The sequence below is a fragment of the Streptomyces sp. NPDC001135 genome (assembly GCF_053598395.1).
In genome coordinates this window covers 267,413-282,410 of the sequence record NZ_JBSFKD010000002.1, presented here as the reverse complement: position 1 = coordinate 282,410, position 14,998 = coordinate 267,413, and the positions used below count along the sequence as shown (strand labels likewise).

Sequence of the window (14,998 nt, the reverse complement as noted above, 5' to 3'; positions counted from 1 at the left end):
TCACTGTGAGGGTCGGAATCGTCGGAGCCACCGGTCAGGTCGGCACGGTCATGCGCAGGATCCTCACGGAGCGGAACTTCCCGGTGACGCAGCTGCGTCTGTTCGCCTCGGCCCGCTCGGCCGGCACCGTGCTGGACGGCGTCACGGTGGAGGACGCGGCGACCGCCGACTACACCGGCCTGGACATCGTGCTCTTCTCCGCGGGCGGCGCGACCTCCAAGGCGCTGGCCGAAAAGGTCGCCTCCCAGGGTGCCGTCGTGATCGACAACTCCTCCGCCTGGCGCCGGGACCCGGACGTCCCCCTGGTGGTCTCCGAGGTGAACCCGCACGCGGTCGCGGACCGCCCCAAGGGCATCATCGCCAACCCGAACTGCACGACGATGGCCGCGATGCCCGTCCTGAAGCCGCTGCACGAGGAGGCGGGCCTCCAGGCGCTGGTCGTCGCCACCTACCAGGCGGTGTCCGGCTCGGGTCTGGCGGGCGTGGCCGAGCTGCACGGCCAGGTCCAGAAGGTCGCCGCCGAGGCCGACAAGCTGACGCACGACGGCGCGGCGGTCGACTTCCCCGAGCCGAACGTCTACAAGCGCACCATCGCCTTCAACGTGCTCCCGCTGGCGGGCTCGATCGTCGACGACGGTCTGAACGAGACCGACGAGGAGCAGAAGCTGCGCAACGAGTCCCGCAAGATCCTGGAGATCCCCGCCCTGAAGGTCTCCGGCACCTGCGTGCGCGTCCCGGTCTTCTCCGGTCACTCCCTCCAGGTCAACGCCCGTTTCGCCCGCCCGATCACTCCGGAGCGCGCGACCGAGCTGCTCGCGAAGGCGCCGGGCGTGGCCCTCTCCGACATCCCGACCCCGCTGCAGGCGGCCGGCCAGGACCCGTCGTACGTCGGCCGCATCCGCCGCGACGAGACGGCCGACAACGGCCTCGCCCTGTTCGTCTCCAACGACAACCTCCGCAAGGGCGCCGCGCTGAACGCGGTCCAGATCGCGGAGCTGGTGGCGGCGGAGCTGTCCGCCAAGTAGGTCCCCCGTACGGAAGGGGCGGTCACGGTCACGTGGCCGCCCCTTCCGTACGCCGGCCCAGGGTGAGGGCCGCCAGCCCGGCCGGAGCGGCCCCCGTCACCAGCACGGAGGGCGGCGTCACCGGCGCCCGCGTACTGGCGGGGCGCGCTGCTGCTGTGCCGTCCCAGGGCCGCCCATCTGGTCTGGCACCGGGAGACGGAGACCGGGACGGTACGGGAGTTCGCACGGGTGCTGGCGGGGTCGGCCGCGGTCCGCGGGATCGCTGCCCCCCCGCACCGGGCACTGGCCCCCTTCTTAAAGGCCGCCGGCACCGAACGGCCCGAGTACGGCCTGCCGCTCACCGGACCGGAGGTGCGCGACCCGGTCGGGATGACGCCCAGCGCGCGCCACCCGGACCCGCCGGACCGGGTCACCGTCTCCGTACCGGCCTCCGCCTACCGGCGTCGGCCGGCTTCGCGGCGTACCTCGTACAGGAAGCACCCGTACTCCACCGCCCGCACATGCACCACCGCCACCTCCGGGTCGGCGAAGGCGTCCGCGAAGGCCTCCTCGAAGCTCTCCGAGGGCGCCACCAGGCGACCGCCCAGGATGCGGCCGTCGGCCGCGTAGCGGCGCAGTACGCGGTGGGCGCCCGGGAAGGGCAGGGCGGCGGTGCCGGACGGGCCCGCGCAGTCCTCGGCGTGGATGAAGACCGGGCCCTGCTCGTCGTACGCGCCGGGCGCGGCGCCGGTCTCGGCGGCCCAGCGGCGCAGCGGCGCGTAGGAGACCAGGGCGATCGGTTCGCCGGGCGTGCTGCGGCGCAGGCAGCAGCGCAGCGGGGCGCCGCCCTCCTCGTCGGTGAAGGGGGCCATGGGGCGCCCCGCGTCGTCGGCGGTCCGCAGCTCCTTCAGAACGCGCGACGGGACGGCGCGCGGGGTGTGTGTCGTCGTCATGGGTCCAGCGTGCCGCCGCGGCGCCCCGCTGACCGGCGGGAACCGGACATCGCGTTTGCCGTGGGTCCCATGGAAGGATGGCGCAACCGACACATAACGAGGAGATGACCGCGTGCCTGGCACAAACCTGACTCGCGAAGAGGCGCAGCAGCGGGCCGAGCTGCTCACCGTTGACTCGTACGAGATCGATCTCGACCTCTCCGGTGCGCAGGAGGGCGGTAGCTACCGGTCCGTGACCACGGTGCGCTTCGACGCCGCCCGCACGGGCGCCGAGTCGTTCATCGACCTGGTGGCGCCGGCCGTCCACGAGGTGGTCCTCAACGGCGACCAGCTGGACCCCGCCCAGGTCTTCAAGGACTCGCGGATCGCCCTGCCGGGGCTGCTGGAGGGGCGCAACGTCCTGCGGGTCGTCGCGGACTGCGCCTACACCAACACCGGTGAGGGCCTGCACCGCTTCGTCGACCCCGTCGACGAGCAGGCGTACCTCTACACCCAGTTCGAGGTCCCGGATGCCCGCCGCGTCTTCGCCTCCTTCGAGCAGCCGGACCTGAAGGCCACCTTCCAGTTCACCGTGAAGGCGCCCGAGGGCTGGACGGTGATCTCGAACTCGCCGACGCCCGAGCCCAAGGACAACGTCTGGGCCTTCGAGCCGACCCCGCGCATCTCGTCGTACATCACCGCGCTGATCGTCGGCCCGTACCACTCCGTGCACAGCGTGTACGAGAAGGACGGGCAGAGCGTGCCGCTGGGCATCTACTGCCGCCCGTCCCTCGCCGAGTTCCTGGACTCGGACGCGATCTTCGAGGTGACCCGGCAGGGCTTCGACTGGTTCCAGGAGAAGTTCGACTACGCCTACCCGTTCGCGAAGTACGACCAGCTGTTCGTGCCGGAGTTCAACGCGGGCGCGATGGAGAACGCGGGTGCCGTCACCATCCGGGACCAGTACGTCTTCCGGTCCAAGGTGACCGACGCGGCGTACGAGGTCCGGGCCGAGACGATCCTGCACGAGCTGGCCCACATGTGGTTCGGCGACCTCGTGACGATGGAGTGGTGGAACGACCTGTGGCTGAACGAGTCGTTCGCCACCTACACCTCCATCGCCTGCCAGGCCGCCGCCCCCGGCTCGCGCTGGCCGCACTCGTGGACCACGTTCGCCAACTCGATGAAGACCTGGGCGTACCGGCAGGACCAGCTGCCGTCCACGCACCCGATCATGGCGGACATCCGCGACCTGGACGACGTCCTCGTCAACTTCGACGGCATCACGTACGCCAAGGGCGCGAGCGTGCTCAAGCAGCTCGTCGCGTACGTCGGCGAGGACGAGTTCTTCAAGGGCGTGCAGGCGTACTTCAAGGCGCACGCGTTCGGCAACACGCGCCTGTCCGACCTGCTCGGCGCGCTGGAGGAGACCTCCGGCCGTGACCTGAAGACCTGGTCGAAGAAGTGGCTGGAGACGGCGGGCATCAACATCCTCCGCCCGGAGATCGACACCGACGCCGACGGGGTCGTCACCTCCTTCGCCGTCCGCCAGGAGGCCCCGGCGCTGCCCGCCGGCGCCAAGGGCGAGCCGACCCTGCGCCCGCACCGCATCGCCATCGGCCTGTACGACCTCGACGCCGGCTCCGGCAAGCTGGTGCGCACCAACCGCCTCGAACTGGACGTCGACGGCGAGCTGACGGCCGTACCGCAGCTGACGGGCACGCGCCGCCCGGCGGTCGTCCTGCTCAACGACGACGACCTGTCCTACGCCAAGGTCCGCCTGGACGAGGAGTCGCTGAAGACGGTCACCGAGCACCTCGGCGACTTCGAGCAGTCCCTCCCGCGGGCCCTGTGCTGGGCGTCGGCCTGGGACATGACCCGGGACGCGGAGCTGGCCACCCGCGACTACCTCTCGCTCGTCCTGTCGGGCATCGGCAAGGAGTCCGACATCGGCGTCGTGCAGTCGCTGCACCGGCAGGTCAAGCTCGCCATCGACCTGTACGCCGACCCGGCCGCCCGCGAGTCCCTGCTGACCCGCTGGACCGACGCCACGCTGGCCCACCTGCGCGGCGCCGAGCCGGCCAGCGACCACCAGCTGGCCTGGGCCCGTGCCTTCGCGGCGACCGCCCGCACCCCCGAGCAGCTGGACCTGCTGGAGGCCCTGCTGGACGGCACCCGGACCATCGAGGGCCTGGCCGTGGACACCGAGCTGCGCTGGGCGTTCGTGGAGCGGCTGGCGGCGGTCGGCCGCTTCGACGAGGCCGAGATCGCGGCCGAGTACGAGCGGGACAAGACCGCGGCCGGTGAGCGGCACGCGGCCACCGCCCGCGCGGCCCGCCCGACGGCGGAGGCCAAGGCGGCGGCCTGGGCGTCGGTCGTCGACTCCGACAAGCTGCCGAACGCCGTGCAGGAGGCCGTGATCGGCGGCTTCGTCCAGACCGACCAGCGCGAGCTGCTCGCGGCGTACGCGGACCGCTACTTCGAGGTCGTCAAGGACATCTGGGACGCCCGTTCGCACGAGATCGCCCAGCAGATCGCCATCGGCCTCTACCCCACGGTCCAGGTCTCCGAGGAGACCCTCGCCAAGACCGACAGCTGGCTGGCCACAGCCGAGCCGAACGCGGCCCTGCGCCGCCTCGTCTCGGAGTCCCGCGCGGGCATCGAACGGGCCCTGCGGGCCCAGGCGGCGGACGCGGCGACCGCGAAGTAGTACTGCGCACACCACCGAAGGGCGCCCGGCCACACACCGGGCGCCCTTTCGCGTGCGTGGCCTGAACTCCGCCGACGTCGGCCGGTGCGCGGACGAGCCGCGGCACGAGTTCACCCCGCAGTGACCCGGGCCGTGGCCGTGTTCTGCAGTGCTTCGAGTACGTGTGCCACCGCCCGGCCCGTCTCGCCGCCCCTGCGTACCGCCGCCGTCACATGGCGGACCGGACCGTTTGGGCCGAGGGCGCGCATGGCGACGCCGTCGCGGGGGGCGGCGGCCATTCTCGGGACCAGGGCCACGCCCATGCCCGCCTCCACCATGGCGAGGATCGCGGTCCAGCCGGAGGCCGAGTGGCCCTGGTGGGGGGAGAAGCCGGCGGTCTCGCAGGCGCGGCGGGTGATGTCGGACCAGGGGCCGCTGCCGCCGAAGATCCAGGGTTCGGCGGCCAGGTCGGTGAGGGTCAGGGAGTCCGCGCCCGCGAGGGGGTGGTCGGGGGGCAGGGCGATGTCGAGGGGGTCGGTGAGCAGGGGCACGCGGGTGAAACGGGGGTCGGCGGCGCTGGGCGCCGACGCCGCGAGGGACAGGGCCACGTCGACCTCTCCGGCGGCCAGCAGGTCGTAGGCCTCGGCGGCCTCCGCCTCCCGTACGCGGACGGTCACCCCGGGGTGCGTGTCCCGCAGGGCCCGTACGGCCGGTACGACCAGGGTGGGGACCGACGTGGAGAAGGCACCCACCCGCACCTCCCCCGCCTCCCCCTGGCCGTACGCCGCCAGCACCGCCTCCGCGCGCTCCAGTTGTGCGAAGACCGGCTCTGTGTGGACCAGCACCAGGCGCGCCGCGTCGGTGAGCCGGACCCGGCGGCCCCGCGCCTCCAGCAGGGGTACGCCGAGCTGCCGGGAGAGGTTGGTGAGCTGCTGGGAGACCGCGGACGGGGTCATGTGCAGGGCCTCGGCCGTCGCGGTCACCGTCCCGCGCTCGCGCAGGGTGCGCAGGATCTGCAGCTTCCGGATGTCCCACTCGGCCATGCGGGCACGCTACCTGCCGTTCTCCCGGGCGACCGGATTCACCGTGCTCCAGCCCTCCTTGCCGCGCCCCTCGGCGAGCGCCGTGGCGAACAGGGTGAGCACCCCGTCGAGGAGGGGGTGGTGCCGCTGTCCTGCCGCGTCGGCCATGCCGGCCGCGTAGGCGAGGTCCTTGTGGGCCCACTCGGCCGAGAAGTTGACGGGCTCGGGCGGAGTGAGGTGGCTGTCCCAGGCGAGCTGGGTGACCACACCTCCGGGGCGGTCCAGCAGGGCCTCGCCGACCTGGCGCGTGTCCAGGCCCGCCGCCTCGGCCAGCCGCAGGGCCTCGCCGAAGCCGGCCAGGTGGACGGCCTGGAGGGCGTTGAGGATCAGCTTGAAGCGGGTGCCCGCGCCGGCCGGGCCGAAGTGCCGTACGTCCCGGGCGATCGCGTCGAACGACGCCATGATCCTGCTGGGACACGCCGGCGACGCCGCCGCCGTCAGCGCCGGGAGCCGGCGCCCAGGATGACCCCGCCCAGGATCAGCGCCATCGACAGCAGCTGCGACAGGCCCGTCGTCTCGCCGAGTACGGCCCAGGACAGCAGGGCCACGCAGACCGGCTGGAGGTAGTACACGATGCCCGCGCGGGTCGCGCCCATCAGGCTGACGGCCTTGTTCCAGGCGAAGAAGGCGAGCGCGGAGGAGGCCACGCCGACGTAGAGGAGGGGCAGGACCGTGCCGGGGGTGGGGTGGAAGGAGCCCTGCACGGTCACGCTCACCGCCTGCGCGGGCAGCAGCAGGACGGTGCCGGTGAGGAACGTGGTGAACAGGAACGCGGTGCCGCCGAGTCCGGCGGGCCTGCGGCGCAGCAGCGCGCTGTAGCCGGCGAAGCAGCAGGCCGCGGCGGTCATCCACAGGTCGCCGGGCGAGAAGTCCGCGCCGCCGCCGACCAGCAGGGCCACGCCCGCGCAGGCGATGAGCAACCCGGTGGTGCGCCGTGCCCCGAGCCGTACGCCGCCCAGCCGTTCGAACACCGCCATCAGCACCGGCGAGGCGGCCATGATCATGCCCATGGTGGCGGCGGGGGTGGTCAGTCCGGCCTGGTTGACGAGGGTGTTGTAGACCGCCACGCCGAGGAGGGAGGCGAGCAGGACGTAGCGGGCGTGGCGGCGCAGCAGGCCCCGCTGGCGCCAGGCCCGCCTCGCGCCGAAGGGCGCCACGGCGAGGAGGGCGATCACCCAGCGCCAGAAGGCGTGCTGGACGGGCGGGACGCTGTCGTGCAGGCCGCGGGAGGTGACGAAGCTGCCCGACCAGACGACCGTGGCGAGCGCGGCGCAGGCGAGGCCGAGCAGGGGGGCGGCCTCGCGCGGGCGGCGGGCGGCGGCCGGGGTCGCGGGGGTGCTGGTCCGGTGCAGGACGGCAGTCACAGGGGTCCTTTCGGCGCGGAGCGGGGCGGGCTGTGTCCCCGCTACCGTCGCAGCGGCCCACCTGTCAGGTCCATCGAAAGTTGACGACGAGTCTTTTCAGAGGAACTGAACGATCGAGGTCGGCCTCCGCGCTGGCCCGCCAGGGTCGCGCCGAACGCCAGTGCCATGCCCGTCACCTGCACCGGCGTGAGCGACTGCCCGAGGGCCGCCCAGCCGACGACGGCCGCGGTCAGCGGGGAGAGCGGGCCGAGGAAGGAGACCTGGGGGGCACTGAGCCGGCCGATGCCGCGGAACCAGAGCCAGTACGCCACCGCCGTGTTGGCCAGCGCCAGGTAGGCGTAGCCGCCGACGGCCCGCGCGTCCAGTGCGGGCGGGGCGCCCTCGGCCAGGAAGGCGACCGGCGCGATGAGCAGGCCGCCCGCGGTGAGCTGCCAGCCGGTGAGCGCCAGCGGGCCGACCCCGTCCGGACGGCCCCACCGCTTGGTCAGGACCGTACCGGCGGCCATCGAGGCGGTGGCGGCGACGGCCGCGAGCACGCCGACGGCGTCGAGCCCTCCGGCCCCCTGGAGGACGACGAGACTGACGCCGAGTGCGGCGACGACGCCGGTGACGAGCGTGCGCGGGGCCGGTCGCTGACCGAGCAGCAGCGCCGAGAGACCGACGACGAACAGCGGCTGCACCGAGCCGACGACGGCGGCCATGCCACCGGGCAGGCGGTACGCCGACACGAACAGCAGCGGGAAGAAGGCACCGATGTTCAGCGCGCCGAGCGCGAGCGACTTCCCCCACCAGGCGCCGCGCGGCAGCACCCGGGTCAGCGCCAGCAGGACGAGTCCAGCGGGCAGGGCCCGCAGCAGCGCCGTGAACAGGGGGCGGTCCGGCGGCAGGAACTCGGTGGTGACCGCATAGGTGGTGCCCCAGGAGACCGGGGCGAGCGCGGTGAGCAGGACGGTGCCGGATCGCCTCATGACCGGCTCCCTTCGGGGTCGGCGGGGACGGGGGCGGACGCGGTGGCCGGGACGGGAACGGCGGCCCGGGCCCGGGCGGGGGCGCCGCCGCGGGCCACCGGGGCCGGCGGCGCATCCGCCGGCAGCGGGCGTACTGCCTGCGGCGGCAGGTGGCGTTCCGTGCGGATCAGGAGGGCGGCGGCCACCGCCGAGGTCAGGACGAGGACGGCCCACGGAGCCCGGGCATCCACGGCGAGCAGGGCCGTGAACAGGGAGGGTGCCACCGCCTTCGCCAGCGACCCGGACATCTGGTACGCCGCCAGGTACCGCCCGCGCACCGCCTCGGGCGCCGCCTCGACCGCGAGCACCTGGGACGCGGGGCTGTGGATCAGTTCACCGACGGTGTAGACGACGACCACGGCGACCAGGGCGCCGCTCAGGACCGCGACCGACGTCGGCCGCACGGTTCCGAGGACGATCTGCGCGGCGAATGCGGTCGCGAACAGGCCCCCGCCCAGCGCCGCCGCCCGGGTGCGCCGGGCACCGGTCCTCCTGACCCGCGCGCCGACGCCGACCCCGGCCACCGCGCACAGCACGGTGTTGAGGGTGAACGCGGCGCCGGTGAGCACCGAGGGGCCGTGCAGCCACTCCACCAGGAACAGCGGGAAGAGGACCGACAGGGCCGAATAGCTCAGCGCGTTCAGGAAGTTGGCGCCGGTGACGACCAGGAAGGGCCGGTCGGCGAGGACGAGCCGGTAGCCGGCGCCCGCCCGGTGCGGAACCGGGGCCCCACCTGCCGTACGCGCCGGCCGCAGGGGCCGCAGCAGCAGGGCGGCGAGCGCGAAGGAGAGGGCGTTGCCCCAGGCGGCGTACGTGTAACCGGCGCCGCCCGCGAGGGAGATGACCAGCGTGGCCAGCAGCGCGCCCGCGCCGTTGCCGGCGTTCTGCAGCGCGCGTGTCGACGCCTGCAGCCGGTCCCGCCCCGCCCCGCGCGCGACCTCGCCGATCAGGGACTGCTGCACGGCGGGGAAGGCCCGGTCGGCGGCGGCGGTGACCAGGGCTACGGCCGCGAAGGCGGCGAGGGAGTGGGCGAACGGGTAGAGGGCGAAGCCGGCGACCCGGACGCCGTACAGCGCGTACTGCACGCGCTTGGCCCCGTACCGGTCCACCGCCGTCCCGGCGAGCGGCAGTACGGCGATGCCCGCGAGGCCGGTCGCGGTGAGCACGGCACCCACGACCGTGAAGGACAGTCCGGTCACGGCGTGGAAGAAGACGAGCGTGAACGGTACGTACATACCGGTGCCGACGCCGTTGACGGCGGCGGTGAGGGGCAGGGCCCACTCGCCGGGGATGCGTTCGCTGTCTCTCATCATGCCCCCTGGAAGTAGCTCAGTAGAAAGTAGCTTAGCACTAAGCAACTTTCCATCAAGCCACTTTCTTGCTGACGACCGTCCGCGGGGCGATACTCGGCGCATGAGTGCAGCCAAGGATCCCGTCGACGCGATCATCGACCAGTGGGCTGCCGTGCGGCCCGACCTCGACTCCAGGGCGATGGAGGTCTTCGGGCGGATCTACCGCCTCTCCCGGACCATGGGCGACCGCGTGGAGAAGGCGTACCAGCCGTACGGCATCTCCCGCGGCGAGTTCGACGTCCTCGCGACCCTGCGCCGCGCCGGCGAGCCGTACACCCTCTCGCCGCGTCAGCTGTCGGCCACCCTGATGCTCACCACCGGCGGGATGACCGGTCGCCTCGACAAGCTGGAGAAGGCCGGACTGCTGCGCCGCTCCCCCGACCCGCACGACCGCCGGGGCCTGAAGGTGACACTGACCGAGAGAGGGCTGGACGTCATCGACCGGGCGGTCGGCGCGGGCCTCGCGGTCCAGACGGAGGCCCTGTCACGCCTCGACGACGAACAGGTCGGCCAACTGGCCGACCTGTTGAGGCAGTTGCTCGCCGGAACCCTTCAGGCCCCGCACTAGGGTGTCCCCCAGGGGGTTTCGTTTGGATCAGCCCGGGTCCGCGACGCCCGGCACGGCCTGATCCGACCTGATCCAAACGAAACCCCCTAGCCGCCGACGTGCGCGGCGATCGCCGCCTCGACGTCGGCCGCGGTGGCCGAGTCGGCGGCCCAGGCCGCGTACCCGTCGGGGCGGACCAGCACGGCCGTACGGCGGTCGCCCGCCCAGCGCGCCACCGCCAGCCGGTCCGCGCGGGCGGGGTCCGGCCCGTACGGCTCGGCGGCGATCAGCACGAACCGGCCGCCGCGCAGCGCTTCGTGGAGGCGGCCGCCGCCGGCCAGGGCGACGTCCGGGACGCGGGCGCCGGTCAGGGGGTGGGTGCCGCGGGGCGCGGGGTAGCGGTAGCCGATGCCGGTGACCTGGGCGGCGACCCTGCGCCGGGCGGGGCCGACGGCGTTCAGGAACGCGGTGAGCGCGGCGCGGGCCGCGAGGGCCCAGGGGCGCTTGGCCATGGCGAGGCGGACGATCCCGCCGCTGCTGCGCAGCACCGCCCGGCCCACGGGGTGCCGCTCGGCCTGGTAGGTGTCGAGCAGGGCGGGGGCCGCGTGGCCGCCCGCGACCGCCGCGAGCTTCCAGCTCAGGTTGGCCGCGTCCTGGAGCCCGGTGTTCATGCCCTGGCCGCCGGCCGGGGTGTGCACGTGCGCGGCGTCGCCGGCCAGGAAGACCCGCCCGGCGCGGTAGGCGGGCGCCTGCCGTTCGTCGCTGTGGAAGCGGGACATCCAGCGGGCGTCGTGCATCCCGAAGTCCCGGCCGAGGGCGAGGCGGGTGATCTGCTTGATCTCGGCGAGGTCCAGCGGCTCGGTGTCGGGGACGTTGCGACCCCGGTGCCAGCCGATCACCCGGTAGTAGCCGTCGCCGAACGGCGCGAGGAAGGCGAAGGCGTCGCCCACGGCGTTGACGGTGAGCAGGGCCGGCGGCTTCTCGGCGAGCCTGACGTCCGCGAGGACCACCGACCGGATCACCGACTTCCCCGGGAACGGCAGCCCGATCGCGTCCCGTACGGCACTGCGCATGCCGTCGGCGCCGACGACGTACGCGGCGCGCAGGCTCTCCGTGCGCCCCTCGGGGCCGCGCACCTCGACGGTCACCCCGTCCGCGTCCTGGGTGAGCCCGGTCAGCTCGGTCTCGTGGCGGAAGGCGGCCCCCGCCTCCACCGCGCGTCGCTCCAGGACCTTCTCGACCTCGTACTGCGGCAGGACGAGGAGGTGGCGGAAGCGGGAGGGGAGGGTCGCGAGGTCCACGGTGAGCCGGCCGAAGAGACGGAGGCGGTCGAGGGGCTGCCCCACGGCCTCCAGGTCGTCGGCGAGGCCGCGCGCGTCGAGCTGTTCCAGGGTGCGGGCGTGCAGGACGAAGGCGCGGGAGAGGTTGCTGATGCCGCGGGGGCGCTTTTCGAGGACGGTGACCGGGACCCCGGCGGTGGCGAGGTCACCGGCGAGGAGCAGGCCGGTGGGGCCGGAGCCGACGACGATGATGTTTCCCTTGGTGCCGTTCACGGTGGCCTCCTGGATGCCAACGCCCGTTGGTCAACGCTTGTTGGCCACGGTAGAAGCGGGCCGCACGGGAAGTCAACACTTGTTGGCCCACACATGTTGGCCTACGCTCGTCGGCATGACCGGCAGCACCAGGCCCCCGCAGGCACGCCGCTCCGACGCGACCCGTAACGCCATCCTCGGCGCCGCCCGCGAGCGGTTCGCCGCCGACGGCTACGAGCGGGCCACCATCCGGGCGATCGCCAAGGACGCGCGCATCGACCCGTCGATGGTGATGCGCTACTACGGCAGCAAGGAGGGGCTGTTCGCGGCGGCCGTCGCGCTGGATCTGCGGCTGCCCGATCTGACGCGGGTACCGAAGGACGAGGTCGGGCGGGCACTGGTGACCCACTTCCTCGGCCTGTGGGAGGAGAACGAGGAGCTGACAGCCGTCCTCCGGGTCGGCGTCACCAACCAGGCCGGGGCCGAGCGGATGCAGGGCATCTTCCGGGACCAGCTGCTTCCGGTCGCCCGGCAGGTGTGCCCCGACCCCGAGCAGGTCCCGGCGCGGGCCGCGCTGTGTGCCGCGCAGCTGCTCGGGCTGGCCCTGACCCGTTATGTGCTGCGCCTGCCGCCGGCCCGGGAGCTGACCCACGGGGAACTGCTGGCATGGCTGGGCCCGACCGTGCAGCGGTACCTGACGGCGCCGAGTCCCTGAGCCGCACCGCCGGACGAACGGAAACCCGGGCTCAGCCGGCGGAGGCGTGGACCTGGGACGGCGCCTGGGCGGGACACGGCTCGCCGGCCGGCTCAGGACGGCCCGAGGGCACCGACTCCGGCCGGGTGTCCGCGGAGCCCAGGCGGAGCATGGCCTCCTCGTCCGGGGTGCCAGGAGCCGCCTGGTAGACCACCATCCGCTGACCACCCGTCCGGGCCAGCCGCATGACCTCGTAGGTCAGGGTCATCGGCCCGACCTTCGGATGCCGGAAGAACTTCTGCCCGCCGCCACGCTCGCACACGTCGTACCGCTCCCAGAGCCGCGCGAACTCCGGCGACTTCAGCGCCAGTTCGCCGACGAGCGCGGTCAGCTCGGGGTCGTCCGGATCGGCCCCGGCGACGGCTCGCAGATGCGCCACCGAGAGCGCGACCGTCTCCTCCCACGGCTCGTAGAGCGTCCGGCCGACCGGGTGGAGAAAGAGATAGCGGGTCAGGTTGCGCTGGTCCTGCGGCCAGTCCCACAGTCCGGGCAGCAGGCGCCGGCCGGGCGGGTTGGCGGCCAGCAGGCGGTTGTAGCGGCTCACCACATAGGCGGGGAGCGGGCGCACCGACTCCAGCATCCGCAGCACCGAGTCGCGGACGGTGTGGTCGGAGGAGGCGGGCAGCTCGGCGGTCCGGCCGGAGGCCAACTCCACGAGTTCGTGCAGGCGTTCGTAACCGTCGCCGCGCAGTCGCAGGGCGCGGCCGATGGCGTCCACGACGGCGGGCGACGGGTTGGTCTCCCGGCCGCGCTCCAGGCGGATGTAGTAGTCGACACTCACCCCGGCCAGCGCGGCCAACTCCTCCCTGCGCAGTCCGGGAGTGCGGCGCAGACCCGCGCCGGCCGGGAGGCCGACGTCCTCAGGGCGGACCTGCGCCCTGCGGGCCTTCAGATATCTGCCGAGCTCGGTGCCCCGTGCGTCTGCTGCTGCCATTCGGCCCATTGTGGCAGGTGGGACGGGAACGTGGGGGGCCCTGTCACTGCCTGGAACGCCGCACCCCGGGAACAGCCCGGTCTGCCAGGCGGCGGCGTGGCGGCGGAGAGTTGGTCCCGCAGCGGGCGGCCCGGCCGCCGGGGCCCAGGGAGTGCGAGGCACAGGACCGCGGCCCCAGCGGACCGGCGCCGCCCGCCCACCCCCCGATCAGCCGTCAATTCCCTTTTCGCACGAAGGAGTTCTCCATGCGGTCCACCCCGTCCCCTTCCGTGTCCTCGTCCCCCGCGTCCGCCGACGGGCACGGCCGGGGGCCGTCGGTGCCCACGCTCCGGCGACGGCACCCGCACCGGTCCCGACCAGCCGGGCCGCCCGCCGGCGCACCCACCGTGCCGCGGCGCGGCGGCGTCGCGCTGGTCGCTTCGCTGCTCGGCTTCACGGTGATCACCATCGACGTCTCGGCCGTGAACATCGCCCTGCCCGCGATAGGGAACTCCCTGAGCGGCGGGATGGCCGGACTGCAGTGGGTGGTGGACGCGTACACCCTGATGTTCGCGGCCCTGATGCTCTCCGCCGGCGCCCTCGCCGACCGCGCCGGCGCCCGCCGCGCCTACGCCTGGGGCATCGCCCTGTTCACCCTGGCCTCCCTCGGCTGCGCGCTCGCGCCGGGCATCGGTGTACTGGTCGGCGCCCGCGTGGCGCAGGGCGGCGCCGCCGCGGTCGTGCTGCCGGCCTCACTGGCGCTGATCCGGCACTCCTACGAGGACGCCCGGCAGCGTGCCCGCGCCATCGCGCTGTGGACGGTCGGCGGCTCGGTGGCGATGGCCGCGGGCCCGGTACTGGGCGGGCTGCTCACCGACTCGGCCGGCTGGCGGGCGGTCTTCCTGCTCAACCTCCCGGTGGGCGCGGTCATCCTGGGCCTGCTGGTCCGCGTGCCGCGCTCCCCGCGCCGGCCCGCCGCGCTGGACGGCGGTGGCCAGCTCACCGCCGTACTGGCCCTGGCCGGGCTGGCGTTCGCGGTGATCGAGGGCGGCCACCGGGGCTGGACCAGCGGCCCGGTGCTGGCCGCCGCCGCGCTCGCCGTCGTCTCCGGGTGCGCCTTCCGCGTCGTGGAGGCCCGGCACCGCCAGCCCATGGTCCCCCTGGACATGCTGAAGGACCGCCGGGTGGCCGTCCCGCTGGCGGTCGGATTCGCCGTCAACGCGGCCTTCTACGGCGGGATCTTCCTCCTCGGGCTGTACTACCAGCAGCTGCGCGAGATGTCGGGGATCGCGGCCGGGCTGATGTTCGTCCCGATGTCCGCGGTGGTGACGACGACCAACCTCGTCTCGCCGCGGCTGGCGGAGCGGATCGGGCGGCGGCCGGTGATCGTCGCCGGCCAGCTGATCTTCACCGGGGCGATGCTGGCGATGCTGCCGCTGGCCGCGCACACCGCGGTGTGGCTGGTGCTGGTCCTGCTGGTGCCGCTGAGCATCGGCGGGGCGCTCGTGGTGCCCGCGCTGACCGCGCTGCTGATGGACGCCGTACCGGGGGAGCGCGCGGGGACCGCGTCGGGGCTGCTCAACTCGTTCCGCCAGACCGGCGGCGCGCTCGCCGTCGCCCTCTTCGGCAGCCTGCTCTCCGGCGCCGACGGCGGCTTCTCCCTCCCGGGCATGCGCCTCGGCCTGCTCGCCGTCGCCGCCCTCCTCCTCACCACCGCCGCGGTCTCCCGCCTCCTCCTGCCCCGTGGGTGACCTGCGTCCATGGGCGGCCGAGCCCCGGCCCGGCCGGGTACCGGACCGCCGTCCGCACGACGACGGGGGCG

13 protein-coding genes are annotated in these 14,998 nt (G+C 73.8%); 5 read left to right on the top strand and 8 right to left on the bottom strand.

Translation table 11 applies throughout. From position 1 onward, the window contains the following. The first annotated feature begins 5 nt into the window (after positions 1-5). Positions 6-1,025 (top strand): aspartate-semialdehyde dehydrogenase, encoded by a 1,020-nt coding sequence (locus ACWC94_RS04320; protein WP_450794849.1) that lies wholly within the window; start codon positions 6-8, stop codon positions 1,023-1,025. A 434-nt stretch (positions 1,026-1,459) separates the two neighbouring features. On the opposite strand, the gene ACWC94_RS04315 is transcribed toward ACWC94_RS04320, so the two are convergent. Continuing rightward, positions 1,460-1,957 carry a DUF1203 domain-containing protein gene (locus ACWC94_RS04315; protein ID WP_450794848.1) on the bottom strand — a complete coding sequence of 166 codons (498 nt, stop codon included), beginning with the start codon at positions 1,955-1,957 and terminating at the stop codon, positions 1,460-1,462. Positions 1,958-2,069: 112 nt separating this feature from the next. Between ACWC94_RS04315 and pepN the strand changes: the two genes are divergently transcribed. Then, entirely contained in the window at positions 2,070-4,646 is a 2,577-nt protein-coding gene (gene pepN, locus ACWC94_RS04310; protein ID WP_450794847.1) for an aminopeptidase N, read from the top strand. 110 nt (positions 4,647-4,756) lie between these two features. Here the strand turns inward: pepN and ACWC94_RS04305 are convergent, their stop codons facing one another. Genes ACWC94_RS04305 through ACWC94_RS04285 form a run of 5 tightly spaced genes read right to left on the bottom strand, consistent with a single transcriptional unit; the run spans position 4,757 to position 9,388 of the window. Then, positions 4,757-5,668, bottom strand: coding sequence for a LysR family transcriptional regulator (locus ACWC94_RS04305; RefSeq protein WP_450794846.1), 912 nt, complete (start codon positions 5,666-5,668; stop codon positions 4,757-4,759). Positions 5,669-5,677: 9 nt separating this feature from the next. Then, the gene (locus ACWC94_RS04300; protein WP_450794845.1) at positions 5,678-6,109 is read right to left on the bottom strand and encodes an NAD-binding protein; all 432 of its coding nucleotides are present in this window, start codon (positions 6,107-6,109) and stop codon (positions 5,678-5,680) included. A 35-nt stretch (positions 6,110-6,144) separates the two neighbouring features. Then, the gene (locus ACWC94_RS04295; RefSeq protein WP_450795017.1) at positions 6,145-7,059 is read right to left on the bottom strand and encodes a DMT family transporter; all 915 of its coding nucleotides are present in this window, start codon (positions 7,057-7,059) and stop codon (positions 6,145-6,147) included. Between the two features lie 53 nt (positions 7,060-7,112). Then, positions 7,113-8,039, bottom strand: coding sequence for an EamA family transporter (locus tag ACWC94_RS04290; protein WP_450794844.1), 927 nt, complete (start codon positions 8,037-8,039; stop codon positions 7,113-7,115). Then, positions 8,036-9,388 (bottom strand): MFS transporter, encoded by a 1,353-nt coding sequence (locus ACWC94_RS04285; protein WP_450794843.1) that lies wholly within the window; start codon positions 9,386-9,388, stop codon positions 8,036-8,038. The genes ACWC94_RS04290 and ACWC94_RS04285 overlap by 4 nt, the downstream gene beginning before the upstream one ends. Before the next feature lie 103 nt (positions 9,389-9,491). On the opposite strand from ACWC94_RS04285, the gene ACWC94_RS04280 reads away from it, so the two are divergent. Next, positions 9,492-9,998: a MarR family winged helix-turn-helix transcriptional regulator gene (locus ACWC94_RS04280; RefSeq protein ID WP_450794842.1), complete on the top strand. Its 507-nt coding sequence runs from the start codon at positions 9,492-9,494 to the stop codon at positions 9,996-9,998. An 86-nt stretch (positions 9,999-10,084) separates the two neighbouring features. On the opposite strand, the gene ACWC94_RS04275 is transcribed toward ACWC94_RS04280, so the two are convergent. Then, positions 10,085-11,530: an FAD-dependent monooxygenase gene (locus tag ACWC94_RS04275; protein ID WP_450794841.1), complete on the bottom strand. Its 1,446-nt coding sequence runs from the start codon at positions 11,528-11,530 to the stop codon at positions 10,085-10,087. Positions 11,531-11,645: 115 nt separating this feature from the next. Between ACWC94_RS04275 and ACWC94_RS04270 the strand changes: the two genes are divergently transcribed. Then, positions 11,646-12,224, top strand: coding sequence for a TetR/AcrR family transcriptional regulator (locus ACWC94_RS04270; RefSeq protein ID WP_450794840.1), 579 nt, complete (start codon positions 11,646-11,648; stop codon positions 12,222-12,224). Between the two features lie 31 nt (positions 12,225-12,255). Here the strand turns inward: ACWC94_RS04270 and ACWC94_RS04265 are convergent, their stop codons facing one another. Beyond that, positions 12,256-13,197 (bottom strand): helix-turn-helix domain-containing protein, encoded by a 942-nt coding sequence (locus ACWC94_RS04265; protein ID WP_450794839.1) that lies wholly within the window; start codon positions 13,195-13,197, stop codon positions 12,256-12,258. 245 nt (positions 13,198-13,442) lie between these two features. Here ACWC94_RS04265 and ACWC94_RS04260 point away from each other — a divergent pair, with 245 nt between their 5' ends. Beyond that, complete coding sequence (locus ACWC94_RS04260; protein WP_450794838.1) at positions 13,443-14,927, top strand: MFS transporter; 1,485 nt, start codon at positions 13,443-13,445, stop codon at positions 14,925-14,927. The last annotated feature ends 71 nt before the right edge of the window (positions 14,928-14,998 follow it).

What these genes read in the sequence shown, in the direction of transcription:
- ACWC94_RS04315 (WP_450794848.1), bottom strand. Translation starts at nt 1,957, where the DNA reads ATGACGACGACACACACCCCGCGCGCCGTCCCGTCGCGCGTTCTGAAG.
- ACWC94_RS04305 (WP_450794846.1), bottom strand. Translation starts at nt 5,668, where the DNA reads ATGGCCGAGTGGGACATCCGGAAGCTGCAGATCCTGCGCACCCTGCGC.
- ACWC94_RS04300 (WP_450794845.1), bottom strand. Translation starts at nt 6,109, where the DNA reads ATGGCGTCGTTCGACGCGATCGCCCGGGACGTACGGCACTTCGGCCCG.
- ACWC94_RS04290 (WP_450794844.1), bottom strand. Translation starts at nt 8,039, where the DNA reads ATGAGGCGATCCGGCACCGTCCTGCTCACCGCGCTCGCCCCGGTCTCC.
- ACWC94_RS04285 (WP_450794843.1), bottom strand. Translation starts at nt 9,388, where the DNA reads ATGAGAGACAGCGAACGCATCCCCGGCGAGTGGGCCCTGCCCCTCACC.
- ACWC94_RS04280 (WP_450794842.1), top strand. Translation starts at nt 9,492, where the DNA reads ATGAGTGCAGCCAAGGATCCCGTCGACGCGATCATCGACCAGTGGGCT.
- ACWC94_RS04270 (WP_450794840.1), top strand. Translation starts at nt 11,646, where the DNA reads ATGACCGGCAGCACCAGGCCCCCGCAGGCACGCCGCTCCGACGCGACC.
- ACWC94_RS04265 (WP_450794839.1), bottom strand. Translation starts at nt 13,197, where the DNA reads ATGGCAGCAGCAGACGCACGGGGCACCGAGCTCGGCAGATATCTGAAG.
- ACWC94_RS04260 (WP_450794838.1), top strand. Translation starts at nt 13,443, where the DNA reads ATGCGGTCCACCCCGTCCCCTTCCGTGTCCTCGTCCCCCGCGTCCGCC.